At 69.6% G+C, this 26,069-nt stretch carries 28 protein-coding genes; 13 read left to right on the top strand and 15 right to left on the bottom strand.

What is annotated here, in order from left to right:
* The first annotated feature begins 99 nt into the window (after positions 1-99).
* Complete coding sequence (locus ABAZ39_RS29495; protein WP_081863432.1) at positions 100-687, top strand: DUF6655 family protein; 588 nt, start codon at positions 100-102, stop codon at positions 685-687.
* Positions 688-830: 143 nt separating this feature from the next.
* The gene (locus ABAZ39_RS33560; RefSeq protein ID WP_051658728.1) at positions 831-2,435 is read left to right on the top strand and encodes a sensor histidine kinase; all 1,605 of its coding nucleotides are present in this window, start codon (positions 831-833) and stop codon (positions 2,433-2,435) included.
* A 60-nt stretch (positions 2,436-2,495) separates the two neighbouring features.
* On the opposite strand, the gene ABAZ39_RS29485 is transcribed toward ABAZ39_RS33560, so the two are convergent.
* Positions 2,496-3,176, bottom strand: coding sequence for a LuxR C-terminal-related transcriptional regulator (locus ABAZ39_RS29485; protein WP_014200193.1), 681 nt, complete (start codon positions 3,174-3,176; stop codon positions 2,496-2,498).
* 305 nt (positions 3,177-3,481) lie between these two features.
* Here ABAZ39_RS29485 and ABAZ39_RS29480 point away from each other — a divergent pair, with 305 nt between their 5' ends.
* The 4 genes from ABAZ39_RS29480 (at position 3,482) to ABAZ39_RS29460 (ending at position 5,812) form a co-directional block, all read left to right on the top strand.
* Positions 3,482-3,682, top strand: a complete 201-nt coding sequence (locus tag ABAZ39_RS29480) for a hypothetical protein (protein WP_014200194.1) — start codon at positions 3,482-3,484, stop codon at positions 3,680-3,682.
* Positions 3,683-3,782: 100 nt separating this feature from the next.
* A complete protein-coding gene (locus ABAZ39_RS33555; protein WP_051658727.1) occupies positions 3,783-4,211 on the top strand; it encodes a VanZ family protein in 429 nt (142 codons plus the stop codon).
* A gap of 109 nt (positions 4,212-4,320) precedes the next feature.
* On the top strand, positions 4,321-4,563 hold the full coding sequence (locus ABAZ39_RS29465; protein ID WP_040137885.1) for a hypothetical protein: 243 nt from the start codon (positions 4,321-4,323) through the stop codon (positions 4,561-4,563).
* Between the two features lie 211 nt (positions 4,564-4,774).
* Complete coding sequence (locus ABAZ39_RS29460; RefSeq protein WP_247881810.1) at positions 4,775-5,812, top strand: FkbM family methyltransferase; 1,038 nt, start codon at positions 4,775-4,777, stop codon at positions 5,810-5,812.
* A gap of 6 nt (positions 5,813-5,818) precedes the next feature.
* Here the strand turns inward: ABAZ39_RS29460 and ABAZ39_RS29455 are convergent, their stop codons facing one another.
* The 3 genes from ABAZ39_RS29455 to ABAZ39_RS36360 all read right to left on the bottom strand — a co-directional run bounded on the left by ABAZ39_RS29455 (position 5,819) and on the right by ABAZ39_RS36360 (position 8,638).
* Positions 5,819-7,507: a tetratricopeptide repeat protein gene (locus ABAZ39_RS29455; protein ID WP_040137883.1), complete on the bottom strand. Its 1,689-nt coding sequence runs from the start codon at positions 7,505-7,507 to the stop codon at positions 5,819-5,821.
* Between the two features lie 97 nt (positions 7,508-7,604).
* Entirely contained in the window at positions 7,605-8,513 is a 909-nt protein-coding gene (locus ABAZ39_RS29450; RefSeq protein ID WP_040137882.1) for a LysR family transcriptional regulator, read from the bottom strand.
* Positions 8,501-8,638, bottom strand: coding sequence for a hypothetical protein (locus ABAZ39_RS36360; protein WP_160174878.1), 138 nt, complete (start codon positions 8,636-8,638; stop codon positions 8,501-8,503). Before ABAZ39_RS36360 ends, ABAZ39_RS29450 begins: the two co-directional genes overlap by 13 nt.
* Between ABAZ39_RS36360 and ABAZ39_RS29445 the strand changes: the two genes are divergently transcribed.
* A complete protein-coding gene (locus ABAZ39_RS29445; RefSeq protein ID WP_040137881.1) occupies positions 8,630-9,823 on the top strand; it encodes a serine hydrolase domain-containing protein in 1,194 nt (397 codons plus the stop codon). The genes ABAZ39_RS36360 and ABAZ39_RS29445 overlap by 9 nt on opposite strands.
* Positions 9,820-11,136 (top strand): MFS transporter, encoded by a 1,317-nt coding sequence (locus ABAZ39_RS29440; RefSeq protein WP_081863431.1) that lies wholly within the window; start codon positions 9,820-9,822, stop codon positions 11,134-11,136. The genes ABAZ39_RS29445 and ABAZ39_RS29440 overlap by 4 nt, the downstream gene beginning before the upstream one ends.
* On the opposite strand, the gene ABAZ39_RS29435 is transcribed toward ABAZ39_RS29440, so the two are convergent.
* The 11 genes from ABAZ39_RS29435 to ABAZ39_RS29385 form a co-directional block, all read right to left on the bottom strand.
* Positions 11,042-12,346 carry an NAD(P)/FAD-dependent oxidoreductase gene (locus ABAZ39_RS29435; protein WP_051658726.1) on the bottom strand — a complete coding sequence of 435 codons (1,305 nt, stop codon included), beginning with the start codon at positions 12,344-12,346 and terminating at the stop codon, positions 11,042-11,044. The two genes, ABAZ39_RS29440 and ABAZ39_RS29435, sit on opposite strands and share 95 nt — an antisense overlap.
* Positions 12,343-13,542: a M20 aminoacylase family protein gene (locus ABAZ39_RS29430; protein WP_040137880.1), complete on the bottom strand. Its 1,200-nt coding sequence runs from the start codon at positions 13,540-13,542 to the stop codon at positions 12,343-12,345. Before ABAZ39_RS29430 ends, ABAZ39_RS29435 begins: the two co-directional genes overlap by 4 nt.
* A complete protein-coding gene (locus tag ABAZ39_RS29425; protein ID WP_051658725.1) occupies positions 13,539-14,069 on the bottom strand; it encodes an L-2-amino-thiazoline-4-carboxylic acid hydrolase in 531 nt (176 codons plus the stop codon). Before ABAZ39_RS29425 ends, ABAZ39_RS29430 begins: the two co-directional genes overlap by 4 nt.
* Positions 14,070-14,088: 19 nt before the next feature.
* Positions 14,089-14,826 carry an ABC transporter ATP-binding protein gene (locus ABAZ39_RS29420; protein WP_051658724.1) on the bottom strand — a complete coding sequence of 246 codons (738 nt, stop codon included), beginning with the start codon at positions 14,824-14,826 and terminating at the stop codon, positions 14,089-14,091.
* A complete protein-coding gene (locus tag ABAZ39_RS29415) occupies positions 14,816-15,583 on the bottom strand; it encodes an ABC transporter ATP-binding protein (protein WP_040137879.1) in 768 nt (255 codons plus the stop codon). Before ABAZ39_RS29415 ends, ABAZ39_RS29420 begins: the two co-directional genes overlap by 11 nt.
* A gap of 8 nt (positions 15,584-15,591) precedes the next feature.
* On the bottom strand, positions 15,592-16,659 hold the full coding sequence (locus tag ABAZ39_RS29410; protein WP_040137878.1) for a branched-chain amino acid ABC transporter permease: 1,068 nt from the start codon (positions 16,657-16,659) through the stop codon (positions 15,592-15,594).
* Complete coding sequence (locus ABAZ39_RS29405) at positions 16,640-17,557, bottom strand: branched-chain amino acid ABC transporter permease (protein WP_040137877.1); 918 nt, start codon at positions 17,555-17,557, stop codon at positions 16,640-16,642. The genes ABAZ39_RS29410 and ABAZ39_RS29405 overlap by 20 nt, the downstream gene beginning before the upstream one ends.
* A 128-nt stretch (positions 17,558-17,685) precedes the next feature.
* Positions 17,686-18,819, bottom strand: a complete 1,134-nt coding sequence (locus ABAZ39_RS29400) for an ABC transporter substrate-binding protein (protein ID WP_040137876.1) — start codon at positions 18,817-18,819, stop codon at positions 17,686-17,688.
* 32 nt (positions 18,820-18,851) lie between these two features.
* On the bottom strand, positions 18,852-19,361 hold the full coding sequence (locus tag ABAZ39_RS29395; RefSeq protein ID WP_040137875.1) for an L-2-amino-thiazoline-4-carboxylic acid hydrolase: 510 nt from the start codon (positions 19,359-19,361) through the stop codon (positions 18,852-18,854).
* Between the two features lie 74 nt (positions 19,362-19,435).
* Positions 19,436-20,587 carry a PLP-dependent cysteine synthase family protein gene (locus ABAZ39_RS29390; protein ID WP_040137874.1) on the bottom strand — a complete coding sequence of 384 codons (1,152 nt, stop codon included), beginning with the start codon at positions 20,585-20,587 and terminating at the stop codon, positions 19,436-19,438.
* Between the two features lie 7 nt (positions 20,588-20,594).
* A complete protein-coding gene (locus tag ABAZ39_RS29385) occupies positions 20,595-20,972 on the bottom strand; it encodes a Rid family detoxifying hydrolase (protein WP_040138336.1) in 378 nt (125 codons plus the stop codon).
* Between the two features lie 186 nt (positions 20,973-21,158).
* Here ABAZ39_RS29385 and ABAZ39_RS29380 point away from each other — a divergent pair, with 186 nt between their 5' ends.
* The 5 genes from ABAZ39_RS29380 to ABAZ39_RS29360 all read left to right on the top strand — a co-directional run bounded on the left by ABAZ39_RS29380 (position 21,159) and on the right by ABAZ39_RS29360 (position 26,023).
* On the top strand, positions 21,159-21,632 hold the full coding sequence (locus ABAZ39_RS29380; RefSeq protein ID WP_040138335.1) for an Lrp/AsnC family transcriptional regulator: 474 nt from the start codon (positions 21,159-21,161) through the stop codon (positions 21,630-21,632).
* 457 nt (positions 21,633-22,089) lie between these two features.
* Positions 22,090-22,905, top strand: a complete 816-nt coding sequence (locus tag ABAZ39_RS29375) for an IclR family transcriptional regulator (protein WP_051658723.1) — start codon at positions 22,090-22,092, stop codon at positions 22,903-22,905.
* 210 nt (positions 22,906-23,115) lie between these two features.
* Positions 23,116-23,988: an IclR family transcriptional regulator gene (locus ABAZ39_RS29370; protein ID WP_051658722.1), complete on the top strand. Its 873-nt coding sequence runs from the start codon at positions 23,116-23,118 to the stop codon at positions 23,986-23,988.
* Between the two features lie 14 nt (positions 23,989-24,002).
* Positions 24,003-25,001 carry a bifunctional enoyl-CoA hydratase/phosphate acetyltransferase gene (locus tag ABAZ39_RS29365; RefSeq protein WP_040137873.1) on the top strand — a complete coding sequence of 333 codons (999 nt, stop codon included), beginning with the start codon at positions 24,003-24,005 and terminating at the stop codon, positions 24,999-25,001.
* A gap of 32 nt (positions 25,002-25,033) precedes the next feature.
* A complete protein-coding gene (locus ABAZ39_RS29360) occupies positions 25,034-26,023 on the top strand; it encodes a Bug family tripartite tricarboxylate transporter substrate binding protein (protein WP_051658721.1) in 990 nt (329 codons plus the stop codon).
* The last annotated feature ends 46 nt before the right edge of the window (positions 26,024-26,069 follow it).

The following is a 26,069-nucleotide window of genomic DNA, read 5'->3' as shown; positions in this document are numbered from 1 at the left end:
GCGTTTCGTTTGTTCGGCGTGCGGAACTGGTCCCAAATCTCTCCCTTGCCCGGACCGGGCGAACCTGAGAAGCCGGAGGCGAAAAGCACGAGGACCCGAATGCCCCGCAACAGACCGATGATCCTTGCAGCGCTGGCGGCCACTGCGGCCCTGGCCGCCGGATGCACCGATGTGAAGGAAAGCCTTCCGTCCCGGACCGCCACCGAACAGCTCCTGATCTCCAGCGCCGCCGACAACGCCGCCAACCGCCTGCGGCTGGAACTGCCGGCGGACAAGCGCGCCTTTCTGGACACCGGCAATTTCGACGGCACCGACGCCAAATACGCCGCCAGCGCGATCAAGGAATCGCTGCTGCGCCAGGGCATCCGCCTCGTCCCCGACCGGGCCGCCGCCGACACGATCATCGAGATCCGGTTGGGCGCCCTGTCGGTGAACCAGAGCAAGACGGTGCTGGGCATTCCCCCGATCACCCTGCCCGGCACGATCACCCTGCCGGAGGCGTCGGTCTACAGCTCCACCGAGAACCAGGCGGTCGCGAAATTCTCCGCCTTCGCCTACGACAACCGGAGCGGCGCACTGGTCGCCTCGACGGAGCCGGCCTATGGCCTGTCGGGGGAGCAGAGCTACCGGGCGATGACGCTGTTCTCCTGGCGCACCTCGCCCCCCTACCCTGAAGACACCAACTGACGACACCGACCGACGCGGGCATTCCCGCACGAATTTTGCGTTCAACCAAAGCCATAGCCGCATTCTCTGGCGCGGCTGTGGGTGGACGCGTACCATGCCGTGGCCCCGCGGGGTGCGGCATCAAGCGCAAAGGCGACGGCACAGTGGACGAGCATGGGGCGGAGCGGGACAGCGGCGGCGTCCGACGATCGGAACAGCTGCTGCTCGCCCAGAAGACCGCCCTGGAGCGGGCGATCGGCGGCGCCGGGCTGGACGAGGTGCTGTCCCTGCTGGTCCGGGCGGGCGCCGAGCAGCTCAGCGCGCGGGCGGCCATCTTCCTGGTGAACGAGGACGGGCTCACCCTGCGCTTCGGCGTGGCCGCAGGCCTGTCGGACTCCTGTGCGCGGGCGATGGACGGATCGGCGATCGGCCCGCAAGCCCCCTCCTGCGGTCAGGCCGCCCACAGCGGAAAACGGGTGGTGGTCGAGAACGTCGCGCTGGACCCGCACTGGGCGCCCCACCAGGCGCTGGCGCGCGAGCATGGCATCGCCGCCTGCTGGTCCACCCCGATCCGCGCGGTCGGCGGCGCGACCCTGGGCACCTTCACCATCTTCCACGCCGTCCCCTGCGTCCCCGGCCCGCCGGACCTGGAAACGGTGGATCTGCTGACGCACACCGCCGCCCTGCTGATCGAGCGGGACCGGACGGAGCGCGAGCGCCAGTCCAGCGAAGCGCTGCTGTCCTCGGTTCTGGAGCATCTGCCGGTCGGCGTCGCCGTCTACGACACGCAGGGCCGCACCACCCGCAACAACCGGCTGATGCGCGACTACACCAACGGCTCCCTGCCCTCCGCCGACAACCGGGAGGCGTCGCGTTGGCGCGCCTTCCACCCCGACGGGCGGCCGGTCGAACGCAAGGATTTCTCGGGCGCGCGCGCCCTGCGGGGCGAGATTGTGGTGCCCGGCATGGATTTCCTGCACCGCGCCGCCGACGGGACGGAGCATTGGACGCGCGTGTCGGCCGCCCCGCTGCGCGACGGCGACGGGCGGATCACCGGCGTGGTCGCCGTGGTCAGCGACATCGACGCGGAAAAGCGGGCGGCGCAGGGCTTGGCCGCGGCGCTGGACGAGGCCCGGCGCAGCGAGCTGGTGGCCCACGAGATGAGCCACCGCATCATGAACAGCTTCCAGCTTCTGCACGGGCTGGTGTCGATGCAGACGGCCACAGTCACCGACCCGGCGGCGCGCAAGGCGGTGGAGCAGGCCTTCTCACGAATCCAGGCGATGGCGCTGGTGCAGCGCCGCCTGTTCGAGGCGACGCGCAACGACCTCGCCACGCTCGACGCGGCCGACTATCTGCAACGGCTGGGGGAAAGCCTGACCGGCGCCTTCATCGATTCGGGCCGCTGCACGCTGGTCATCGACGCCGCGCACGGAATCCCGATGCCCGCCGCGCAGGCCTCGTCCATGGGGCTGATCGTGACGGAGCTGGTGCTGAACGCCCTGAAGCACGCCTTCGGCGCGCAACAGCAGGGGACGGTGACGGTCCACTTCGAAGCCTGCGGAGACAACCGCCGGCTGACGGTGACCGACGACGGGGCCGGCCTGCCGGACGGCGCCGGCACCATGAAGCCCGCCGGGTCGGGGCAGGGCATGGGCATGACGCTGGTGCACGGTCTGGTGCGCCAGCTCGGCGGAAAGCTGGAGATCGACCGCCCCGATCAGGGCGGCCGCCCCGGAACCCGCTTCGTTCTGACTTTTCCAGCCTGACCGTTCCAACGGTCGGGCGTCGAAGCCACCGGATTCCGGGATGGCGCGGCGTCCTGATCCTTAGGCGACGGCTTCCATCGGCTTTTCGACCTTGCCGCCGAACCCGTTCTCCAGCGCCCAGATGGCGGCCTGGGTGCGGTTGGAGGCGTTGATCTTGCGCAGCAGGCTCTTCAGGTGAACCTTCACCGTCGCTTCGGTGATGTTCAGATGATTGGCGATCATCTTGTTGCTGTCACCCTGCAGCAGGCGCTCCAGGATCTGCGTCTCGCGCTGCGACAGGCCCTTGGCCGCGGTCGGGCCGTTGGCGCTGGTGTTGGCGCCGGCCTTGCCGGTGATGAGGAGGGCGGCGAGATGGGTCGGGAAGACCTTTTCGCCGATCATCACCAGACGCAGCGACTGCGCCAGCGCGGCCGGGGAGATGTCCTTCATCAGGAAGGCGTCGGCGCCGGCCTGGATGGCGTTGGCCATTTCCTGGGCGTCGAGGTGGCTGGCCAGAAGGACGAGCCGCGCGGTCGGATACTGCTCCCGCAGGACGGTCACGGCCTGAACCGTGCCGTTGGCGGAAGCCGGGTCCATCATGATGAGTTCGGGCGTGTCGCCCTCCATCATGCCCGGCGGCGGTACGTCGCTGAAACTGGCGGCCTCTTTCGTGATGCGGAACTCCCCTTCCGAGAAGAGGGCCTTCATGCCTTCGCGGAAAAGTTTGTTGGCGTCGATCAGAAAGATGGAGACCGATTGCATCGTCCAGTCACTCTCGAAGGTGATTGAGATGAGCAACCCTACCCTATCGTTGGCGGGCCGGCTACCCGTCCGTTAGTAGAATATTAACCAATGAAGTCCGAGGCACGTCCTCCCATCGGGCATATGCCCTCCCCGGAAAGCCGGTCCAGGACGCTCCCGGATGCCTGGAAACTCCGAAAAACCACGCCTGAACAGGCCACTACCCATTTTGCGCGGGAATCGGACGCCGTCTCGTTAATATCACGGCAACCATAATCGGCCATTGGTACAGTCATCGTAATTCATCGCTTGGATGGGTGCCCGACATGCCGATGGTGTCCATGTGGAAGAAGATCAGTCCCTGTCACTTCGTGATGCAGGACTGTCACCGCCGGATCGAAATCCGTTACCACGCCACCGGCTCGCAGAGCGGTTGGGGCGTCTACGCCGACGGGACGCTGGTGCAGCAGCGCGCCGCCTTCACCGAGGCGCGCGGCATTGCCATGGGTCTGGCGACCGGGTCCTGAAACGAGCCTTGCCCGCCTGATGTCACAGCGCGGACATCGGGCGGTTAACCGGCTCTTGAGACTGTTCCGCGCAGGATGGCCTTCGTCGCAGGAGGCCGTCATGACGTTCCGCCCACTTCCCCTTGTTTGGCGCCGGCTCGCGCTCTGCGCCCTTCTCGGCCTCATGGGGATCGCCTTCTGGGCCGCGCTGCAACCGCAGTTGGCGCCTAGCGGCCTTTACGGCTTCGACAAGTTGGTGCACGCCGGGGCCTTCGGGCTCCTCACCCTGCTCGGCATCCTGGCCAGCGCCAGCCGGCGCGCCGCCGTCCTGGCGGTTCTGGCGGTCTTCGCGCTCGGCGCCGCCATCGAGGTGGCGCAATCCTTCGTTCCGGGACGCGAGGCCAGCCTGTCCGATCTGGCCGGAGACGCCGTGGGAATCGCCCTGGGAATCATGACCGTCCGGCTGGGACATCGCGCCATCCAACGCGCGCGCCGCCCGCGCCATGGAATAGTCACGCAGCCCGCGGCGTTTGCGTCCTTACCGGAGTGAGGGGACGCAGCGTCCGGATCGACAATCCCGAGCAGCCTCCTCCGTTTTTGGTTTTGTTCGTCTACCGAACTATGCTATGCCGAAAGGCAGGACATCTGGAGTAACGCTTATGGACTGGCATAACGAAAAGGCTAAGACCGGCGCCCGCGCCCTGGAATCCGCGTTCGGCGTGATGCTGACGGTCTGCGAGGCCACCGACGGCTGGTGGAACTGGCATGCGGAGCATGAGGGGCTGAGCTGGACCCCCGACGCCCGCTGGTTCGCCACCCGCCGCGAGGCGCAGGACGCGGCGGAGGAGTGGGCCTCCACCCTGGCGCCGCAGCATCTGGGCTTCCTCCACCGCGCGGCCTGACGCCGCAAGCTTATCGTGATCGGGGCGGTGCCGTTGACCCGCCCCGCGTCCGCTTCCACAATGGCCATCGTGCCAAGGCGACGGGAAGCGGCTGCGATCATCCCTTGGGACTGTTCATCAGCCCCATTGCGGTGACGAGATGCAGCACGAGACGCCTCCCCTTCCCGGACTTCCGCTTCAGAAAGCCTTCCTGCCACCCGAAGCCATTCTGGTGGCGGTTGGAACCGGTGCCGGGCGTTGGACGGATGCCGCCACCGGCCGGAGATGCTTTACCCTGCCGTCCTCCCTACCGGGACTCGACGCGTGGTGCGGTCCGGTTGGGCCGCGCCACATCGACTGGCTGATTCTGGACGGCTGCGGCGATGCCCTGGCGGTGCTGGACGGTGCCGCCGATCTGCTGCGCCTGCGCCGCATCGACTTCCTTCAATTCGACGAGTCTGAGGCCGGCGGCCAGTTGGCCACGCTGTACGCGCGCCTGCAGGCCAACGGCTATTCGCTGTTCCGCTTCGCCGACCGCAATCTGGAATTCCGCGGCACGCCGCCGGAGGACGGGCGCGGCGGCACGCACATGGCGGTCGCCCCCCGGCACTGGAACCGGCTGTTCGCGCGCAGCCAGGGCATGTTCCGCTACAAGGACCTGTTCCCCCGCCATGGAGTCGTGCCGCGCGGGATTATCCATGTCGGCGCCCATGAGGGCGAGGAATACGCCAACTACCGGGAGGCCGGCGCCGACCGCGTCCTGTTCGTCGAGGCGGACCCGGCGACCTTCGCCACGCTCCAGGCCCGTTTCGCCGGCAACGGCGACGTCGTCTGCCTGAACGCCGCGGTGTCCGACCGGGCCGGGCGGGCGCGCTTTTCCCGCATGTCGAGCCGCCAGTCCAGCTCCCTGCTGGAGCCGACCGGCCATCTGACCGTCTATCCCCACATCACCGTCGACGAGGTCATCGAGGTGGAGACCCGGACCCTGCCGGACCTGCTGGCGTCCAACGGCCTCGCGCCGGAGGGTTTCAACGTGCTGGCGATCGACGCGCAGGGATCGGAATGCCGGATTCTCACCGGCTGCGGTGATCTGCTGGCCCGGTTCGACGCGGTGGTGACCGAGGTGAGCTACGCGGAGCTGTATGAGGGCTCGGGGCTCGCCGCCGATGTGGACGACATCCTGTTCGCCCACGGCTTCGACCGCGTCGCCGAGACCAGCCCCTACCATCACAGCTGGGGCGACGCGCTCTACGTCCGCCGTCCCGGCTGACGCCGGTCAGGGCAGCAGGACTGGCCCGTTCCATGGATCGAAGGGCACCAGCCGCGCCCGTTCGCGGTCGGGGCGCAGGGCGGCACGCAGCGCCGGGTTCAGCATCGCCGCCGTCACCGAGAAGGAGCTGTTGGACACGGCGACATGGTCGGCCCGCGACAGGATCCAGTGATCGGTGAAGAACTCCACCCCCGGCAGCGGCGCACCCAGATCGCCGGCGAGGACGGGGCGGTAGCGGGCGAAGCGGTCCGCCAGTTCCGGCGCGTCGGTGGCGAGATAGAGCACCGGCCGGTCCAACGTCGTCCACACCCCGGCCAGCCAGTCGAGATACCAGCCCTCCGGCGCGATCCAGAAGCGGTCGTTGAGGCCGAAATCGCCGCGGCGCAGATGGATCGCCACCAGGGTCCGCCCGCGCGTCCGCAACCCGTCCAGCGCCGCCGCGGCGCGCTCCGCCACCGCGCCGACCGGTGTGAAGAGGGCGCGGAACCGCGCGCGGTGCGGCGCCAGCGGCGCGGTGTCGCCGCAGAAATAGCCGACCACGTCGTGACCGCCCGCGCCCGACAGCGCCCGCCCGTCCAGCAGCGCCGGAACACCGCAGTCCTCTTCGTGCAGGCTGGGCAGCGGCGGACCGGGAAGCGGGTCGTCCAGGCCGTAGAGAGGACGCCCGATCCATTCCGGCGTTTCCAGCTCCATCCCGTTCCGCTCCGCGCAGACACGCAGACACCCGTATTGGAGCAGCTGGTTGCCGAAGCGTCCCGCATGACCGAGTGTGGACACCGACAGCCGCCGCTTGCCCGACGGTTGGCGCGGCGGCGGGACGTCGCCCGCGGCCCGGCGCAGCAGCAGCATCGCCCGGCGGGAGAAGCCCGTGCCGATGCCCGGTGCCGCGGCGATCGCCCGGTCGTAGAGGGCCATCTGCTGGGCGGCGGCGAGCCGGACCAGCAACCCGGTGTCGGCGGGTGCTGCCAGCGCCGCGCGCCGGCCGGCGACGACCGCCGCGCCGCGCTGCCCCAGATCGTTGCGCAGCAGACACAGGCTCGCCCAACAACCGCCCTGCGCGGGGTCCAGGGCCACCGCCGGACGCAGCGCGGCGATGGCCCGTTCCGTCTGGCCAAGCGCCTGCCATGCCTCCACCTCGGCCATGCGGGCGCGCAACAGCGCCGGGTCGAGCCGGGCCACGAGGCCAGCCAGCCGGGCGGACTCTTCCAGCCGTCCGAGCCCCTTGGCGGCCATCGCCGCATCGAAGGTGGCGGACAGATTTTGCGGATCGAGGGTCAGCACCCGTTCGTAAAGCGCCGTGGCGGAGGCCAGGGCTCCGGCATCGAACGCGGTCTCGGCCAACAGGCGGAGCGCCGGAGCCAGCCGCTCCGCCGCCTCCCCATGGTCCGGCTGCAGGCGCAGCGTGGCGAGCCAGCTCGCCGCCGCGTCCGCGGTCCGTCCGAGCGCGTCCTGAACCTTACCGCGGTTGAGGTGATAGGTCGGCGATGCCGGATCGCCCGCCACGGCGGCGTTGAGATGGGGAAGCGCCGCCGCCGCCCGCCCGGTCTGGGCAAGCAGAAGCCCCATCAGATGGCTGGCGTCGGGATGACCGGGGACCGCCTCCAGGATCCGGCCGTAGAGGGTCTCCGCCTCCGCCACGCGCCCGGCGATGTGATGGTCGAGCGCGATGGACAGGGCTTCGGAGACGGTGGCCATGAGCCGGGGCAATCCGCGTGGGGCCGCTTTGGGATGGCGCCACAGTGGCCGGGCCACCCCCGGGCTGTCAACCGCCGGCCTGTCAACCGCCAAACTGTCAACCGCCGGGCTTGCCCTTCGCGGCCGGGAACACCCTCGCGCGTAGGAAGTCCACCAGCGCCCGCACCTTTGGCGAGGGGTGCTTGCTCGCCGGCCACAGCACATGGAAAACGCCGGTGCGCTCCACATGATCGGCCAGGACCGGCTCCAGCCGGCCATCTGCCAACAGATCGCGGATGGCGAAGTCCGGAAGGTAGGCGATCCCCAGCCCCTGCAGCGCGAAGCACACGCGCGTTTCGATGTTGTTGCAGATCATCGAGGTCGGCAGTTGCAGTTCGGGCTCGCCGGGCGCCTGCCGCAGCGCCCAGGTTTCCAGCTTGCCGCTGTTGGGAAAGCGGTAGTGCAGGCAGGCGTGCCGCCGCAGATCGGCCGGCGTTTGCGGCGTGCCCCGCCGCGCCAGATAGTCCGGCGAGGCGACCAGCAACAAACGGAAGTTCCCCAGCCGGCGCGCCGACAGCCGTGAATCGGCCGGCTCGCCCGTGCGCACCACGGCATCGAAGCCCTCCTCGATCACGTCGACCATGCGGTCGGTAAAGTCCAGGTCCAGTTCGATCTCGGGATAGGCGCGCATGAACTCGCCGAGCACCGGCAGGACCAGCGAGCTGACCAGCGGCAGGCTGACGCGCAGGCGCCCGCGCGGCACGGCGGAGGCCTGGGACAGCTCCAGCTCCGCCGCCTCGATCTCGGCCAGGATGCGGCGGCTGCGCTCCAGGAACAGCGTGCCCTCGGCGGTCAGCGTGACGCTGCGCGTGCTGCGGTGGAACAGGCGCACGCCCAGCTTCTCCTCCAGCCGCGCCACGCTCTTGCCGACGGCCGAGGCCGACACGCCGAGCAGCCGGCCGGCGGCGACGAAGCTGCGCGTCTCGGCAACCTGCACGAACACCACGAAGCCGTTCAGGCTGTCCATCCGGCTCCTCCATTGCGGACACACAGCTCCGCATAATCAGGAACTGCACCCGGCTTTTTCTTTAATAGCAGGATTTTTATCGTCACGGCATCGCCAATTGAAACGAGCAGCGTGCCATGACGCATCCGCCCTTTGTCCTCCGCCAAGGCGTTCCGCCGGCGAATCTCCGTGAGCGCGTTCACAGCGCTGTCCAGCGGGCGCTCGACGAGCAGCGGCTTGTCGGCGCCGTCGTCCTGGTGGCGAGGGACGGCGCGCTGCTCCACCGGCAGGCCGCCGGCTTCGCCGACCGCGAAAGCGCGCGGCCGATGGCCGTGGAGACGGTCTTCCGTCTGGCCTCGGTCAGCAAGCCCATCGTCTCCACCGCGGCGCTGGCGCTGGTGGCGCAAGGCCGGCTCGACCTCGACGCGGACATCGCGCGCTGGTTGCCCCGATTCCAGCCCCGGCTGGCCGACGGCCGACCGGCGCGCATCACGGTGCGGCAGCTGCTCAGCCACACGGCCGGTCTCGGCTACCGCTTCTTCGAGGCCGACGCGGACGGCCCCTATGCGCGGGCCGGCGTGTCGGACGGCATGGACGCGTCCGGCCTCAGCCTGGACGAGAACCTGCGCCGCCTCGCCGGCGTGCCGCTGCTTTACGAGCCGGGGACGGGCTGGGGCTACTCACTGGCGACCGACGTGCTGGGCGCGCTGGTCGCGCGGGTCCACGGCACGACGCTGGACGAGGCGGTGCGCCGTCTGGCGACCGGCCCGCTGGGCATGGCGGACACCGGCTTCACCGCCCGCGATCCTCGGCGCGTGGCGACCGCCTATGTGGGTGATGCACCGCGGCCGCATCGGCTGGCCGAGGGCGAGACGGTCTCCCCTTTCGAGGGCGCCGTCGGCATCGCCTACAGCCCTGCGCGCATCTTCGATCCGCAGGCCTTTCCGTCGGGCGGCGCGGGCATGGCGGGGACGGCGGAGGACCTTCTGCGGCTGCTGGAGACCCTGCGCCAAGGCGGTGGTGCGCTCCTCCCCGGCGAGCTGATCGCGGAGATGGCCCGGGACCAGACGGGCGGCCGGGACCTGCCCAACGCGCCCGGCTTCGGCTTCGGGCTGGGCTTCTCGGTCCTGCGCGACCGGATCTCGGCCGCCTCGCCCGAATCGGAGGGCACTTGGCGCTGGGGCGGCGCCTACGGCCATTCCTGGTTCGTGGACCGGGCGCGGGGCCTCACCGTCATCGCCTTCACCAACACGCTCTACGAGGGCATGTCTGGCCGCTTCGTCACCGACCTGCGCGACGCGGTCTGTGGCGCCCTGGAGGCGCGGCCATGAGGACGCCCCCGCGCACGGGCGCCGCCGCTTCGGACCGCCTGCCCCTGGCCTCGCTGCTGGCGCTCGCCATGGCGGCCTTCATCACCATCCTCACCGAAGCGCTGCCCGCCGGGCTGCTGCCGCAGATGGCCCAAGGGCTAGGAGTGACCGAGGCCTGGGTCGGCCAGACCGTGACGATCTACGCCGCCGGTTCGCTGGCGGCGGCCATCCCGCTGACCGCCGCCACGCAGGGGGTGCGCCGCCGCCCGCTGCTGCTGGCGGCCATCGCCGGCTTCGTCGTCGCCAACACCGTCACGACCTTTTCCGGCAGCTTCGCCCTGACCATGGTGGCGCGCTTCCTGGCGGGCGTATCGGCCGGCCTGATGTGGGCGCTGCTGGCGGGCTATGCCGCGCGCATGGTGCCCGACCACCAGAAAGGCCGGGCCATCGCCGTCGCGATGGTCGGCACGCCGCTGGCGCTGTCGCTCGGCGTGCCGGCCGGCACCTTCCTGGGCGCTCTGGTGGGCTGGAGGGTGTGCTTCGGCATCATGAGCGCCTTGGCGCTGGCGCTCATGCTGTGGGTGCGCGGCGCGCTGCCGGACTTCGCCGGGCAGGCGGCCGGCAGGCGTCTGTCGCCCGGGCGCGTGTTCACCCTGGCCGGCGTACGCCCGGTGCTGTTCGTGGTGCTGGCCTTCGTGCTGGCGCACAACATCCTCTACACCTACATCGCGCCGTTCCTGGCGGCGTCGGGCATGGAAAGGCGGACGGATCTGGCGCTGCTGCTGTTCGGCGTCGCGTCGCTGCTGGGCATCTGGATCGTCGGCGCGCTGATCGACGGCCATCTGCGGGCGCTGACGCTGGCCAGCACCGGCCTGTTCGGTCTGTCCACGCTGGCGCTCGGCGTGGCGGGCGATGCCCCGGCCGTGGTCCTTGCGGCGGTGGCCGCCTGGGGCCTGGCGTTTGGTGGTGCGGCGACGCTGTTCCAGACGGCCCTGGCCAGGACCGCGGGCGACGCGGCGGATGTCGCCCAGTCCATGCTGGTCACCGCTTGGAACACGGCCATTGCCGGCGGCGGCATCGTCGGCGGCGTGCTGCTCGAACGGCTGGGCGTCGGCGCCTTCGCGCCGGCCCTGCTGGTACTGCTGCTGGCGGCGCTGCTGGTGGTGTGGGGAGCGAGGCGGCACGGCTTTCCGCCTCCGGTCGACGCGGCCGGAGGCGGAGAGGAGGCCGCCGTCTCCGTCAGTCCGTGCGATCCAGCCGGCGCAGATGCAGCATGTAGAGCCGGGAGAAGCGCGTCACCAGATCGTGGAACGGCAGCGGCTTCACCGGGGTGAAGGGCAAGGCCAGCTCTTGCGCGCCCGTCCCCGTGGCGTGGCGTGCCAGTTCGCGGCCAACGGCGGTGCCCAGCGCCATACCGCGTCCGTTGTAGCCGACCGCCCCGGTCACGCCGGGCGCCAGCTCGTGAAAGTGGGGCCGGAAATCGGCGGTCATCGCCAGATGCCCGCTCCAGCTCCGCGCGATGGCCGGATTGCCGATTTGGGGGAAGACGCGGCGGATGCGTTCCCGCGTGCGCTCCCGCGCCCGCCGCTCGGCGTCCGCCGACCGCACCAGCGTGCAGCCGGAGACCAGCCGGTTGTCGGCGGTCCAGCGGAAGAAATGCAGGTCGCCGCGGGTGTCGCTGCACGCCATGTCGGAGGGCAGCACGCTGGCGCGCAGGGCGGCGGGCAGCGGCTCCGTCACCATCTGGAAGTTCAGCACCGGCACGACGGAGCGGCGCAGCCCCGGCCACAGATCGTCGGTGTAGGCGTTGGTCGCCAGAACGACGCGGTCGGCGGTCACGCTGCCCCGCGGCGTGGTCAGGGTCCAGCCGGTCCCGGCGCGCCCGATGGACACCACCGGCGTATCGCTGTGGATCGCCACGCCCAGCCCGAGGGCGGCCCGCGCCATTTCGCGGGCCAGCGACAGCGGGTTCACATGCCCGCCGGTCGGGGCGACCATGGCGCCGTGCCAGAAGCGTGTGCCCAGCGCCCGCTCCGTCTGCGCCGCGTCGAGCAGCGCGACCTCCGCCCCCAGCGCCCGCCATTGCGCGACCCGCTGCTCGGCCGCCGTCATGCGGCCGGGCCGGTGGGCCGGCTGGATCCAGCCCTTCTGCACGCCGTCACAGCGCATCTGGTAGCGCTCGATCAGGTCGAAGACCAGCGCCGCCGAGCCGCCGACCATGCGGGCCAGCGCCGATCCCTTCGCCTCGCCGTAGGCCACCGTCAGGTTGACGGGGTCGAGGCGCGACAGCGTCGGGATGATCTGGCCGTTGTTGCGGCCCGAACCGCCGAAGCCGGGCTCGCGCGCCTCCAGCACCGCCACGCGCACGCCCTGCTCGGCCAGATGGATCGCCGTGGACAGGCCGGTGACGCCCGCCCCGACCACCGCCACGTCCACCCGGATCGATCCGTCCAGCGGGCCGGTCTCCGGACCGGCGACGGCGCTCGCCGCCCAGTGGGAGTCCGGCAGCGGCGCGTCCAGCAACGGTTTGAGAAGCGCGCTCATCGCGTCCCCTCCTCCACCAGCAGCGTCTTGGCCAGCGCCACCCAATAGCTGGCGCCGATGGCCAGGTTGGCGTCGTTGAAGTCGTAGCCGGGGTTGTGCAGCAGGCAGCCGCCGTCGGTCGGCCCGTTGCCCAGCCAGACGTAGCAGCCCGGCCGCTCCTTCAGCATGAAGGCGAAATCCTCCGCCCCCATGGAGGGCATTGGGTCGTGGTCGATGTTCTCCTCGCCGACCAGCGTGGCGGCGACGCGGGCGCACAGCGCGGTCTCGGCGGCGCTGTTGACCGTCGCCGGGTAGCGCCGCTCGTAGCGCACGCTGGCGGTGCAGCCGAAGGCGGCGGCGGTGTGCTCGGCCAGCGCGCGCAGCCGCGCCTCCACCACGTCCTGCACCCCTTCCTTGAAGGCGCGGACGGTGCCGCGCAGCGTGACCTCCGCCGGGATGACGTTCCAGGTGTCTCCGCCGGTGATCCAGGTGGTGGAGACCACGGCGCTGTCCAGCGGGTGCAGGCTGCGCCCCGGAATGGTCTGCAGGGTGGTCAGCAGATGGCCGGCGGCGGTCATCGGATCGTGGCCGAGATGCGGCATGGCGGCGTGGCTGCCCTTGCCGTGGACCGTCACCTCGAAGATATCGTAGCTGCCCATCATCGGCCCCGGCCGCAGCGCGATCTGCCCAAGCGGCAGGCCCGGCCAGTTGTGCATGCCGTAGACGCCGTCCACCGGGAACCGCTCGAACAGCCCCTCGGCGATCATCTCGCGGGCACCGCCCTCGTTCTCCTCCGCCGGCTGGAAGATGACGTGCAGCGTCCCGGCGAAGTCGGGATCGTCGGCCAGGACCTTGGTGGCTCCCAGCAGCATGGTGGTGTGGCCGTCGTGGCCGCAGGCGTGCATCCGCCCCGGATTGACCGAGCGGTGGGCGAAGTCATTGGTCTCGTGAATGTGCAGCGCGTCCATGTCGGCGCGCAGCGCGATGGCGCGGCCGCCGGGGCGGCGGCCCTTCAGCGTGCCGACCACGCCGGTGCGCCCCAGCCCCGTCGCCACCTCCAGCCCGAAGGCGCGCAGCTTGTCCGCGACGAAGGCGGCGGTCTCGTGCTCCTCGAAGGCGGTTTCGGGATGGGCGTGCAGATGGTGCCGCCACTGCCGCATCTCCGGGGCCAGGGCCTCGGCGGCGGGATGCAGGCGGACGTTCGCGGGGATGGTCATTCCGGGGACTCCTGGGGTCCGCCCGCCGGCAGGCTGTAGCGGAAGTCGCAGTGGCTGGCGCCCTGCATGATGGTCTGGGTGCGGGTGAAGCGGACGTCGGGCCGGTAGCCGCACATGAACTCGCCGTCCCGGTTGCAGGACAGGATGTCGCCGATCTCCTCCACGCCCATGGCGCGGTAGCTTTCGGCGTAGCGGCAGCGGGTGACGTTGAAGCCCAGCCGGTCGGGCGCGCTCTCGATCACCTCCAGCCGCAGGGCGTCCCCGGCGGTCCACAGGGCCAGCCGTTCGTGGAAGGTGGCGAGGTCGGCGGTGCCGCGGGTGGCGCGGTCCTCCGCCGCCATGGCGGCGCCGGCCTCACGGGCCATCACCTCGATGGCGCGGGCGAGCACGGCGCGCGCCCGCTCCCGCCCGATCTCGGGCAGGAGCTGGTCGTAAAGCGCCTTGGCGAAGGCCGCCTCGATGCGCCGCCGCTCCAGGATGGGCAGGGGGGCAGACGCGGGAGCGGCGTTTTCGGTGTCGGTGGTCATCGCTGCGATCCTTTTTCCGTCAGCCGCCGAGATAGGCCGCCCGCACGCGCGGGTCGGCGGCCAGATCGGCGGCGCTGCCCGAGAGTGTCACCCTTCCCGCCTCCATGACATAGGCGTGATCGGCGACGCGCAGCGCGGCGCGGGCGTTCTGCTCCACCAGCAGGATCGAGGTGCCCTCGCCGCGGATCTGGACCAGCAGGTCGAAGATCTGCTTCACCACCATCGGCGCGAGGCCGAGCGACGGCTCGTCGAGCAGCAGCAGGCGCGGCTTCGACATCAGGGCGCGGGCGATGCACAGCATCTGCTGCTCGCCGCCCGACAGCGACCCCGCCTTCTGGGTCAGCCGCTCGCGCAGGCGGGGGAACAGCTCCAGCATCCGCTCCATGCGGGCGGCGCGGTCGTGGCGCAGCGTCCGCCCGCCGAGCAGAAGGTTCTCCCGCACCGTCATGGTGCCGAAGATCTGCCGCCCCTCCGGCGCCTGGGCGAGGCCGCGGCGCACCACCTCGTGGCTGGGGCTGTCGGTCATATCCTCGCCGTCGAAGACGGTGGCGCCGCCCGTGGTGCGGTAGATGCCCGACAGCGCGCGCATCAGCGTGGTCTTGCCGACGCCGTTGGCGCCCAGCACGGCGACGATGGCCCCCTCCGCCACGTCGAGCGAGACGCCGCGCAGGATCTCCTGCGGCCCCATGCGCACTGTCAGGTCGCGGACTTCAAGGATGCGGCGGGTGGCGATGGCGTGTGCGGCGTCAAGCGGCATCGTCTTCCACTCCCAGATAGGCTTCGAGGACGGCGGGATCGCGCTGCACCGCCTCCGGCGTGCCGTCGGCGATCTTGCGGCCGGACGCCAGGACGATGACCCGGCTGCAGCTTCCCATCACCAGCCCCATGTCGTGCTCCACCAGCAGAACGGTGACGCCGCCGGCGTGCAGGCGGCGGATGAAGTCGGCCAGCTCCGCCGTCTCGGTGTCGTTCAGGCCGGCCGCCGGCTCGTCGAGGATCAGCAGCCGTGGCGACGTCGCCAGGGCGCGGGCGATCTCCAGATACTTGCGCTTGCCGTAGGACAGGTTGGCGGCGATGTCCCCGGCCTGCGCGGTCAGCCCGACGCGCTCCAGCGCCTCCCAGCTCCGCTCGCTGACCGCGCGGCTGTGGGCGCCGCCGTTGACCAGCGCCCGCCAGGGCGACTGGCCGAAGGCGCCGACCGCCCCGACGGACACGTTGTCGAACACCGTCATGTTGGGAAAGACGCGCAGGTTCTGGAAGGTGCGGCCCATGCCCATGCGGGCGATCTGCCAGGGCTTGCGCCCCGTGACGTCCTGCCCATCGAAGGTCACCGTGCCGTCCGACGGCGGGGTGAAACCGGTGATCAGGTTGAACAGGGTGGTCTTGCCGGCGCCGTTGGGGCCGATCAGCCCGACCAGCTCGCCCTTGGCGATGGTGGCGCTGACGTCGCTGACCGCCAGCAGGCCGCCGAAGCGCCGGGTCAGCCCCTGGATGGAGAGAAGCGTGTTGCTCATGATCCGCCTCACTTCCAGCCGACGGGCGTGCCGCCGGCGATGGTGGCCCAGCCGCGGGAGAAGGAGCGGCGGACGAAGCCCAGCGCGGTGCCTTCGGCCAGCATGCCCTTGGGCAGCAGCAGGATGGACAGGAACATGGTCGCCCCGACGGCGATCATGCGGTAATCGCCGATGTCGCGCAGCGCCTCCGGCAGAACGATCATGAACAGGGCGCCGACGACGGCGCCGGGAAGGCTGCCCAGCCCGCCGACCACCACCATCGCCAGGATCAGGATCGATTCCATGAAGCGGAAGTTGTCCGGCGCGATGTAGGCGGAGGTGTGGGCGAGCAGCGCCCCGGCGATGCCGGCGAAGAAGGTGGCGACGACGAAGGACTCGATCTTCAGCCGCTCCACGTTGATGCCCATGCTGTCGGCGCACTGGTCGTCCTCGCGCAGAGCCCGCAGCGCGTTGCCGTAGTAGGAGTGGGTCAGCCGGTGCAGCACCCAGACGCAGGCGACGGCGATGACCGCGACCGCCAGATAGCGGCTGAGCAGCGTGTCGGCCTGCCAGCCGAACAGCGAAATCGGCGGGATGCCGCGGATGCCCATCGGGCCGCGGGTCACGTCCACCCAGTTCAGCAGGACCACGTAGATCATCTCGCCGATGCCCAGCGTGGCGACGGCGAAGTAGATGCTGACCAGCCGCATGGTCGGCAGCGCCACCAGGAAGCCGAACAACGCGGCGATCAGCCCCGCCGCCGGCAGCGTGACGATGAAGGGCAGGCCGAGCTTCGTGGACAGCAGGGCCGCCGCGTAGGCGCCGATGCCGTAGAAGGCGGCGTGGCCGATCGACAGCAGCCCGGCGGTGCCCGTCACATGGTTCAGGCTGGCCGACAGGATCACGAAGATCATCGTCGTGATGGCGATCTGGGCGAGGTAGCTGGACCCGGTGCCGACGATCGCGGCGGGCACGGCGCCGAAGGCGACCGCCAGCAGGAGAAGGGTCCAGGCGAACCGCCGGCCTCGCCCGGAAAACGCGGCGGGCGGCGCGAGGGTGGCCGGCATCAGCCGGGCGTCAGGCACGTTCACGTCCATGTCCGAACAATCCTTGCGGGAAGAAGACCAGCGTGATGACCAGAAGGCTGTAGGTGATCAGGTCCTTCCAGCCGCTCGACAGGAACTCGGTCGCGATGCTCTCCGACACGCCGAGCAGCAGGGCGCAGGCGACCGCTCCCGGGATGCTCGACAGGCCGCCCATCACCATGGCGACAAAAGCCTTCACGCCGGGCGCGAAGCCCATGTGCGGCGAGATGGCGCCGTCGTAGAGACCGACCAGGATTCCCGCCGTGGCGCCCAGCATCGAGCCGACCGCGAAGGTGGTGACGATGGTGCGGTCGGTGTTGATGCCGACGTAGCGGGCGCCGAGCTGGTTGTTGGACACCGCACGGATGCCGAGGCCGGTCTGGGTGCGGTAGAGCAGAAACTGCAGCGCGCCCAGCATGACGGCGGAGGTGGCGAAGATGACCAGACTGCCGCTGGCGACCATGACCGGCCCGATGGCGACCGGCTGCTGCAGCAGGTAGCCGGACGGGATGCCCTGCATGTCGCCGCCGAAGATGTGCATCATGATCTCGCGCGTCACGATCGACACGGCGAGCGAGGAGAGCAGCGTCGCCTCGCGCATGGCGCGAGATTTCTGGCTGGCCTCATCGGTGAAGCGGCGGAAGGGGCGGAAGGCGATGCGCTCCAGCCCGACGCCGGACACCGCACCCACCGCCAGGACCAGCGGCACCACCGCCAGCAGCGGCGGGGCCAGCGCGGTGATGACCATCAGCCCGACGAAGGCGCCGATGGTGTAGACCTCGCCATGGGCGAAGTTGACGACGTTCAGGACGCCGAAGATCAGCGTGAAGCCGATCGCCATCAGGGCGTAGACGCACCCGATGGACAGGCCGTTGATGACCTGCTGAAGGAAGAAGACATCGAAGACCATGGCGTGCTCCAGGCTTCGGGGAGCGCGCCCGCCGGTCCCGGCGGAGCGCGCACCACGGCGTGTGTCCCGAAAAGCGGATCGTGTGGAAAGCCCTGGGGCGTCCCTGGGGCGACCTTAGACGGTACCGGTCAGGGGCCGGTCACGACCTGGAAGCGGCCGTCCTTCACCATCATCTTCGCCAGCGCCTTCGCCGGCTCGCGGGTGACTGGGTCGAAGCTGGTGGCGCCGGTCACGCCGGGATAGTTGGTGGTGGCGGCCAGCGCGTCGCGCAGGCTCTCGCGGGTCACCGACGGACCGGCCTTGGCGACGGCGTCCAGCATGATGCCGACCGCGTCGTAGGCCTGGGCGGCGAACATGCCGGGCTCCGACTTGAAGCGCGCGGCGTATTCCTTCACGAAGGTCTGCACCGCCGGGTCGGGGTTGTCGGGCGTGAAGGTGGTGGCGAGGTGCAGCCCCTCCACCGATTCACGCCCCAGCTCGATCAGCTTGGGCGAGTAGAGGGAGCTGGTGCCGTAGAGCGGGATCTTGATGCCGAGCTGCTCGCGCTGCTGGGCGAAGGCGGCCCCCTCCTCGTAGAACATCGCGAGGTAGATCACGTCGGGCTTCTGCCGGGCGACTTTGGTCAGGATGGAGCGGAAATCGCGGTTGCCGGGGTTGAACGCCTCGGTGGCGGTGATCTTGCCGCCCTTGGCCTTGAAGCCGCTGACAAAGCCGTCGAGCGCCGAGATGCCCCAGTCGTTCTGGATGTAGATCACCGCCGCCGTCTTCTTGCCCGCCGCGATGATCCAGTCGGCGTTGTACGGGCCTTCGAAGGCCTGGGTGGTGATGTTACGGAACTGCCAGGGGCTGAGCTTGGTGAAATCCGGATGCGAGGCGGTCTGGGAGAGCTGCGGCATCTTCTCCGCCGCGTAGATCTCGCCCGCCGCCATCGACACGGTGGATGAGAAGTCGCCGATCACCCCGACGACCTTGGAGTTGTCGAGGAACTTGTGCGCGATGTTGCGCGCCTCTTTGGGATCGTCCTTGCTGTCCTCGAAGGTGATGGCGACCTTGGCGCCGGCCAGCTTGCCCGAGGCGTTGAACTCCTCCAGCTTGATCTGGGCGGCGTTGCGGAACATCTCGCCGTACTGGCTGCGGTCGCCGCTGAGCGGCGCCTGATAGCCGATGACGATCTCGCGGTCGGCGGCCTGGGCGGTGGTGGCGCCGGCGGTGGTGGCCAGCATGGCGCCCAGAACGGCGCCGAAAACAGCATGCCTTTTCATAATTCGGTTCCCCTGTCGGCGAGGCTGGACGGTCAGTTCGCGGCGGCCGGATCAGCGACGGGCGCGGCGGCGCCCGGCGTGATCGTCAGGTGGCAGCAGGTGCTGCGGCCCGGCTTCCAGGTGTCGACCTCGATCTCGAAGCCGGCGGTCTCGAAGGTGCCCTTGTCGACCGCGCCGGCGAGTTCGCAAAGCGTCTCAACCGTCTGCGCCGGCAGGTTGGCTTCGAGCCAAGCTTCCTTCAGCGGACAGGTGTGGAAGCGGATCTCCAGCACCTCGTCGGTGCAGCGCACGACCTCCGGCCCGAATTGGGCCTCGGCGTCGGGGATGAACTTCAGGAAGGAGTCCCGCAGGCCGGCCAGATCGGCCGGGGCGTGGGGCGCGAAATTGTGGGCGATGGCCGCACCCCGGCGATAGATGGTGCGCGCCATGATCTCCCGGGCCTTCTCCTCGCCGATCTCCTTGCGCATCTCGTCGAAGGCCGCCTCATAGACCATCGCGCGGCTCTTCATCGCGTTGCGCAGAAGTGTGCGAAACTCGTCCATCGGTGAATGCTCCTGTTCTTTGCCAAGTGTCTTGCGGTGGCGATTTTTGTTTTTTGAAAGCGCTTGTTCTTGCGTCAGAGGGACGGGCCGCCCTGAAGGAAGGCTTCGATCCGTGCCTCGTCGGCGGCGGTGTCGAAACCGGCCCGCGCCATCCAGGCGTCGTCGTGGTAGGTGTTGCGGTAGCGCTCGCCGGAATCGCAGATCAGCGTGACCAGCGAGCCGGCCCGCCCGGCGTCGCGCATCCGTCCAGCGATCCAGCACAGCCCGAAGAAATTGGTCCCGGTGGAGCCGCCGACCATCCGGCCAAGCCGCCGCGACAGCACCCGCATCGCCGCCAGCGAGGCCACGTCGGGCACCTTGATCATCTGGTCGACGACTTCGGGGATGAAGGACGGTTCGACGCGGGGCCGCCCGATGCCCTCGATGCGCGACCCGCGCTCGCAGGTCAGCGCGGCGTCGCGGTTGACGAAGCTGTCGTAGAAGACCGAATGCTCGGCGTCGGGAACGCACAGCCGGGTCGGCAGATGGCGGTAGCGGATGTGGCGCCCGATGGTGGCGGCGGTGCCGCCGGTGCCGGCGCTCATCACGATCCAGTCGGGCACCGGGTGGCGCTCGCTGCGCATCTGGCCGAAGATCGACTGGGCGATGTTGTCGGTGCGCCAGTCGGTCGCCCGCTCGGCGTAGGTGAACTGGTCGAGATAGACGCCGCCCAGCCGCACCGCCAGCGCCGCCGCCTCGGCATAGATCGCCTTGGAGGAGTCGACGAAGTGGCAGCGTCCGCCGTGCAGCTCGATGGCGGCGACCTTCTCGTCCGAGGTGCCGCGCGGCATCACCGCGTGAAAGGGCAGGCCGAGCAGCCGGGCGAAATAGGCTTCCGACACCGCGGTGGAGCCCGACGACGCCTCAATCACCGGGGTTCCCTCGCCGATCCGCCCGTTGCAGATGGCGAACAGCAGCAGCGACCGCGCGACGCGGTGCTTCAGGCTGCCGGTGGGGTGGGTCGACTCGTCCTTCAGATAGACGTCGATCCCGGACAGCTCCGGAACGTCGAGCTTCAGCAGCGGCGTGTCGGGCGACCGCGCCGCCTCGGTCTCCAGCAGCTCGATCGCGCGCCGGGTCCAGTCGCGGCCGGTGGCCTCGGGCAGCGGGGTGTAGTCGAGGCGGAACGGCTGACGGATCGAACCGGCACCGGGAGAAAACGGCACGGTCTGCGCGGAAGCGGTCATGTCACCCTCAAAGCGCGATGACGGCGTCGATCTCGACCGACGCGCCGAGCGGCAGCGCGGACACCTCGACGGTCGAGCGGGCGGGGAACGGCGCCTGGAAGAAGCCGGCATAGACCTCGTTCACCGCCTTGAATTGGGTGAGGTCGGTCACGTAGACGGTCATCTTCACCGCCTTCGCCAGGCTGGTTCCGGCGGCCTCGGCGATCGCCGCGATGTTGGTCAGGCTGCGCGCCGCCTGGGTGGGCGCGTCCGGGCCGGCGAAGGCCCCGGTGGCCGGGTCGATCGGCAGCTGGCCGGAGACGAACAGCAGCCCCCCGGCGACGCGGGCCTGGGCGTAGGGGCCGATGGCGGCCGGGGCTTTGTCCGTGGCGATGGTGTCGGTCATCATCCTGATCTTTCCTGTTCTGGCCCTGTGGTGGCGGCCGCCTGCTCAAAGGCCGGGCGGTCTGCCCGCGATGGCGGCATGCGGGTGCATGCGAAATCCTCAAAACGAAAAAGCTTTTCTCCTGGCGGGCCAAACGAGCAAAATCATCCGTCCCAACCGCGAAGGCCCCGAGCAACCCCGATGACCATCGACGCCACCGACCGGAAGATCCTGGCCGCCCTTCAGGCCGACGCGACCCTGTCGCTCGCCGACCTCGGCAAGCAGGTCGGCCTGTCCGCCACCCCCTGCTGGCGCCGCGTGCAACGCCTTGAACAGGAAGGCTATGTCCGCCGCCGCGTGGCGTTGCTGGACCGGGCCAAGCTGAACGTCGACGTGACCGTCTTCGTCGCCGTCCGAACCAGCAAACACTCGGCGGAATGGCTCGAGGAGTTCCGTCGCGTGGTGGCCGACATACCGGAGGTTGTCGATCTCTACCGCCTGAGCGGCGAAATCGATTATCTGCTGCGTGTGGTCATTCCGGACATCAAGGCCTACGATGCCTTCTACCGAAAGCTCATCGAGCGCATCGAGCTTCAGGATGTCTCGTCAATGTTCGCCATGGAGGAAATGAAATCAACAACGGAAGTCCCTCTTTCTTACGTAAAAACCCAGAACAGCTAGGATTTTACTTGTTGGTTTTCTTTTTAGACTCTCGCTTCGGCAATTTTCGCGAAGCCCCTGTAGTGATTCTCAATATCGCATGGTTCATATGAGAATTTTTTACTTTTTTGGCTGAGAAGGCGCTTCTATGTAGTAAAAATTTCCACGTTAAAAGCATCTCATAGAAAATTCATTTCTCGTGGCTGCCGGTGTGCGAATGGATCGGGCGTTTGGCCTCTATAACCCTCTCCCCCTGGGGAGAGGGTGGCCCGGAGGGCTGGTGAGGGGGATGTGCTTGGCGGCACGTCCGGCAAAAGCGCAACCCCCTCACCCTAACCCTCCCCCCAGGGGGGAGAGGGGACTTCAAATGCAATCGTTCAGGCCCAGCCCCCGTTGCCTATTGCCTGCGCAAAGCGGCCGGTCTATATGCGTCACGTCTCACTCAATGAGACGCTGAAACCGCCAAGGCAGGCGAACCTTGAAAACACGCAGCACGCCGACTCCCGACGCCGCCACCGCCAACGTCCCCGACGACGCGGCCAAGCCGAAGGCGGCCGCCACCGACCGGACCTTCGCGATCCTGGAGCTGGTCGCGTCGGCCTCCGGCCCGCTGGCGGTCAAGACCATCGGGGCGACGCTCGGCCTGCCCAAGCCGACCGCCCACCGCCTCGTCAACGGCCTGATCGACAAGGGGCTTCTGGCGCGGGACCTGGAAACACGCGACGTCATCATCGGCGTCGAGGCGGCGCGGCTGGCGGTCGGCATCCTGCGGGCCTCGCTGTCCCGCGCGCCGGTCCGCTCGGTGCTGCGCGCGATCAGCGCCGAGTTGGGGGAAACCTGCAACGTCGGAGTCCTCGACGGCGGCGACGTCGTCTATCTCGACCGCGTGGAGGTCGAGCACTGGCCCCTGCGGCTCCAGTTCGGCGTGGGATCGCGCGTGCCGATGCACTGCACGGCCATGGGCAAGCTGTTCCTCGCCACCCTGCCGGACGGCATGCGCAGCCGCCTGCTGGCCTCCGGCCCCTTTTCCGCGCAGACCGCCCACACCCTCACCGATCCGCAGGCCCTGGCCGCCGAGCTGGAGCGCATCGCCGCGCGCGGCTACTCGCTCGACGACGAGGAGTATGTGGTGGGCGTGTTCTGCGTGGCGGTGCCGATCCTGTCCTCCACGGGCCGGACGGCGGCGGCCATTGCCGTGCAGGCGCCGAAGGTCCGGCTGTCGCACGACCGCGTCGAACAGGTCCTGCCCATTCTCCGCCGCGGGGCCGAGGCCCTGTCCGCGCAGTTCGGATAGCCTCCCTACCCCCATCGTTCTTCAAAACCGGACGTTTCATTGCCCAAGCCGCGGGATGCCGGCAGGGCATGCCCCCGTATGCATGGATAATTGGGTACACGAACTTTTTGGGCTTGCGCGACCCAGGGTCCTGTGAGTTAATGATACAAATCGTATCGCTGAATGAGACCAAGAGGCCGAGCGATACGCTTCCAGTCACGGGGAGGAACGATGACGCGGAAGATCGCCTTGGGCTCCGCTCCGTTGCAGGAGGCCCGCGAACCGACAATCGAGGACGCTGCCGATAACAACTCCGGTGACCGCCGGCCGCTCACCGACCGCGTCCTGGCCTTGCTCGACGCGGTGGCCGGGGCAGGGCAGCCGATGGCCGTCAAGGACATCGCCGAGAAGCTGGCCCTGCCGAAGCCGACCGCGCACCGGCTGATTGCCATGCTGGAGGAACGCGGCTTCCTCGCCCGTCCGATCGACGGCCGGCTGGTGACCGTCGGCCCGAAACTCCGCACCCTGGCGCTCAACACGCTGCGCAGCTCCCTGGCCCAGGCGCCGTCGCACGCCCGGCTGCGGGCGCTCAGCTTGGAGTTGGGGGAAACCTGCAACATCGGCGTGCTGGAGGGCGGCGACGTCGTCTATCTCGACCGCGTCGAGGTGGAAGGCTGGCCGCTGCGCCTGGAATTCGGCGTCGGGTCGCGGGTGCCGCTGCACTGCACGGCGATGGGCAAGCTGTTCCTCGCCTTCCTGCCGGAACTGCCGCGGCGGCGCCTGCTGGATTGCCTGCCGCTGCCCCGGATGGCGGCGGCGACGCTGTGCGACCCGGCGCTGTTCCGCGCGGAATTGGACAGCATCGCCGCCTGCGGCCATTCCTTCGACGACGAGGAATACATGCCGGGCGTCTTCTGCGCGGCGGTGCCGATCCGCGACGGCGCGGGACGGATGGTCGCCGCCCTGGCGGTGCAGGCGCCGAAGGTCCGGCTGTCGCGGGAATCGGTGGCCGACCGGCTGCCGGTCCTGCACCGCGCCGCAAGCGACATGGCCCACGCGCTGGGCATCGACGCCGCCTCGGCCGAGCCGGCCCTCTCACCTTAAGGAAGACGGACGCCATGGCAAGGACGCTTGAGACGACCGCCGCCGGATGCCCGGCCCGGCTGATGGCGCGCAGCGCCGCCCTGGAGCCGGTTCCCACGGCGGTGGTCGCCGCAGGGTCGCCGGTCGCGCTGGAAAGCGCGCGGCGCGCCGCCACCCTCGGCCTCATCGAGCCGGTGCTGGTCGGCGATCCGGCGGCCATCGCCGACAGCGCCCGCAGCATCGGCTGGACGCTCCACGGCGCCTGCGTGGTTCCGGCGCGCGACGACGCGGCGGCGGCGCGGATCGCGGTGGCGCTCGCCCGTTCCGGCGACGTCGGCGCGCTGATGAAGGGGCACATCCACACCGACACGCTGATGCTCGCGGCCCTCGACCCGAAGAACGGGTTGCGCACCGGGCGCCGCTTCACCCACGCCTTCCACATGACGCTGCCCGGTTCGGGCCGCGAGCTGGTCATCACCGATGCGGCGATCAACGTGGCGCCGTCGCTGAACACCCGGCTGGACATCATCCGCAACGCCGTGGAGCTGTGGCGGCTGGTCGGCGGCAGCGACCCGCGCGTGGCCCTGCTGTCCTGCACCGAGGAGGTGACCGAACGCGTGCCCTCCAGCATGGACGCCGACCGGCTGACCCGCCTGTGCCAGCAGGAGGTGCCGGGCGCGACGGTGTTCGGGCCGCTGGCGCTCGACCTCGCGGTGTCGGCCGAGGCGGCGCGGATCAAAAACCTGTCCCACCCCTGCGCCGGGGCCGCCGACATCCTGGTGGTGCCGAACATCGAGACCGGCAACGCCCTGTTCAAGGCGCTGGTGCATTTCCTGGACGCGGTCGCCGCGGGAATCGTGCTGGGTGCTGCGGTGCCGATCGTTCTCACCTCGCGCGCCGACCCGCCGGCGGCCCGCATCGCCGCCGCCGCCATCGCCCAGATCGTCGCCGGGCGCCGCTCCGCCACGCCGGGCGCGCCCTACCCCACCACCGCAGCCAACAAGGGAGGCGCCGCCCCCAGCCTGCACGCCTGACGCTCAAAAATAAATCCTGGGAGGGAATGCAAATGCTCCGCAACGCCTTGACGCTCACCGCGGCGGTGGCCGCGCTGCTGACACCCGTCCTGTCATCCGCCCCCGCGCGCGCCGACGATTACCCGTCGCGCCCCATCGAGGTCATCGCGACCTTCGGGGCCGGCGGCGGCGCCGATCTGATGGCGCGCCAGTTCGCCCGCCTCGCCGAACCCCATCTCCACGTCGCCATGCCCGTCGTCAACGTGTCCGGGGCGTCGGGCAACGCTGGCCTGACGCGGGTCCTGACCAACCCGGCCGACGGCTACACGGTCGGCACGCTGATCGCGCTGTCCGTCTCCTCCTGGGCGTCGGGCCTGGGCACGGCGAAGCCGGACAATTTCGTCTATGTGGCGATGATGCAGAACTCGCCGTCGATGCTCTACGTCTCGAAGAACAGCCCCTTCAAAACCTACGAGGACTTCGCCGCCCACGCCAAGGCCAACCCCGGCAAGCTGCGCGTCGCCACCTCCGGCTACGGCACGCAGGACGACATCACGCTGAAGTATCTGGGAAGCCAGGGCGTGCCGGTGACCAACGTCCCCTTCGCCCGCCCGTCGGAGCGCTACGCCTCGCCCATCGGCGGCCACACCGACGCGATCTACGAGGAACCGGGCGACGTCGCCCAGTTCCTGAAGTCCGGCGACCTGAGGCCCATCGTCGTGTTCGACAAGCAGCGCCATCCCTCCTTCCCCGACGTGCCCGCCTCGGCGGAGCTGGGGCTGGACATCGGCGACCTGCCCAACTTCCGCACGCTGGCCGTGCCCGCCAGCACGCCGCCGGAGCGCGTGCAGAAGCTGCACGAGGCCGCCGCGAAGGTGCTGGCGAGCCCGGAATGGAAGACCTTCTGCGCCGACACCTTCACCTGCGTCGACACGCTGGTAACGCCGGACCAGGCCAAGGAGGAGGTCAAGGCCTTTTATGAAACTGTGAAGGGCTATCTGGACCGCTTCGCGACCAAGACCGTCGGCCAGACACCGGGCTGAGTCCGCTTCCAATTCCGCCTCACCCGTTTCATCGCTCCTCAGGGAG

The sequence above is a fragment of the Azospirillum argentinense genome (assembly GCF_000632475.1).
GTDB classification, from domain to species: Bacteria; Pseudomonadota; Alphaproteobacteria; order Azospirillales; family Azospirillaceae; genus Azospirillum; species Azospirillum baldaniorum.
This window is presented reverse-complemented; position numbering and strand designations above follow the sequence as displayed.

Excerpts from the sequence above, each read along its gene's own strand:
- ABAZ39_RS29495 (WP_081863432.1), top strand. The coding sequence starts at position 100 with ATGCCCCGCAACAGACCGATGATCCTTGCAGCGCTGGCGGCCACTGCG.
- ABAZ39_RS29485 (WP_014200193.1), bottom strand. The coding sequence starts at position 3,176 with ATGCAATCGGTCTCCATCTTTCTGATCGACGCCAACAAACTTTTCCGC.
- ABAZ39_RS29480 (WP_014200194.1), top strand. The coding sequence starts at position 3,482 with ATGCCGATGGTGTCCATGTGGAAGAAGATCAGTCCCTGTCACTTCGTG.
- ABAZ39_RS33555 (WP_051658727.1), top strand. The coding sequence starts at position 3,783 with ATGACGTTCCGCCCACTTCCCCTTGTTTGGCGCCGGCTCGCGCTCTGC.
- ABAZ39_RS29465 (WP_040137885.1), top strand. The coding sequence starts at position 4,321 with ATGGACTGGCATAACGAAAAGGCTAAGACCGGCGCCCGCGCCCTGGAA.
- ABAZ39_RS29455 (WP_040137883.1), bottom strand. The coding sequence starts at position 7,507 with ATGGCCACCGTCTCCGAAGCCCTGTCCATCGCGCTCGACCATCACATC.
- ABAZ39_RS29450 (WP_040137882.1), bottom strand. The coding sequence starts at position 8,513 with ATGGACAGCCTGAACGGCTTCGTGGTGTTCGTGCAGGTTGCCGAGACG.
- ABAZ39_RS29445 (WP_040137881.1), top strand. The coding sequence starts at position 8,630 with ATGACGCATCCGCCCTTTGTCCTCCGCCAAGGCGTTCCGCCGGCGAAT.
- ABAZ39_RS36360 (WP_160174878.1), bottom strand. The coding sequence starts at position 8,638 with ATGCGTCATGGCACGCTGCTCGTTTCAATTGGCGATGCCGTGACGATA.
- ABAZ39_RS29440 (WP_081863431.1), top strand. The coding sequence starts at position 9,820 with ATGAGGACGCCCCCGCGCACGGGCGCCGCCGCTTCGGACCGCCTGCCC.
- ABAZ39_RS29435 (WP_051658726.1), bottom strand. The coding sequence starts at position 12,346 with ATGAGCGCGCTTCTCAAACCGTTGCTGGACGCGCCGCTGCCGGACTCC.
- ABAZ39_RS29430 (WP_040137880.1), bottom strand. The coding sequence starts at position 13,542 with ATGACCATCCCCGCGAACGTCCGCCTGCATCCCGCCGCCGAGGCCCTG.
- ABAZ39_RS29425 (WP_051658725.1), bottom strand. The coding sequence starts at position 14,069 with ATGACCACCGACACCGAAAACGCCGCTCCCGCGTCTGCCCCCCTGCCC.
- ABAZ39_RS29420 (WP_051658724.1), bottom strand. The coding sequence starts at position 14,826 with ATGCCGCTTGACGCCGCACACGCCATCGCCACCCGCCGCATCCTTGAA.
- ABAZ39_RS29415 (WP_040137879.1), bottom strand. The coding sequence starts at position 15,583 with ATGAGCAACACGCTTCTCTCCATCCAGGGGCTGACCCGGCGCTTCGGC.
- ABAZ39_RS29410 (WP_040137878.1), bottom strand. The coding sequence starts at position 16,659 with ATGGACGTGAACGTGCCTGACGCCCGGCTGATGCCGGCCACCCTCGCG.
- ABAZ39_RS29405 (WP_040137877.1), bottom strand. The coding sequence starts at position 17,557 with ATGGTCTTCGATGTCTTCTTCCTTCAGCAGGTCATCAACGGCCTGTCC.
- ABAZ39_RS29400 (WP_040137876.1), bottom strand. The coding sequence starts at position 18,819 with ATGAAAAGGCATGCTGTTTTCGGCGCCGTTCTGGGCGCCATGCTGGCC.
- ABAZ39_RS29395 (WP_040137875.1), bottom strand. The coding sequence starts at position 19,361 with ATGGACGAGTTTCGCACACTTCTGCGCAACGCGATGAAGAGCCGCGCG.
- ABAZ39_RS29390 (WP_040137874.1), bottom strand. The coding sequence starts at position 20,587 with ATGACCGCTTCCGCGCAGACCGTGCCGTTTTCTCCCGGTGCCGGTTCG.
- ABAZ39_RS29385 (WP_040138336.1), bottom strand. The coding sequence starts at position 20,972 with ATGACCGACACCATCGCCACGGACAAAGCCCCGGCCGCCATCGGCCCC.
- ABAZ39_RS29370 (WP_051658722.1), top strand. The coding sequence starts at position 23,116 with ATGACGCGGAAGATCGCCTTGGGCTCCGCTCCGTTGCAGGAGGCCCGC.
- ABAZ39_RS29365 (WP_040137873.1), top strand. The coding sequence starts at position 24,003 with ATGGCAAGGACGCTTGAGACGACCGCCGCCGGATGCCCGGCCCGGCTG.
- ABAZ39_RS29360 (WP_051658721.1), top strand. The coding sequence starts at position 25,034 with ATGCTCCGCAACGCCTTGACGCTCACCGCGGCGGTGGCCGCGCTGCTG.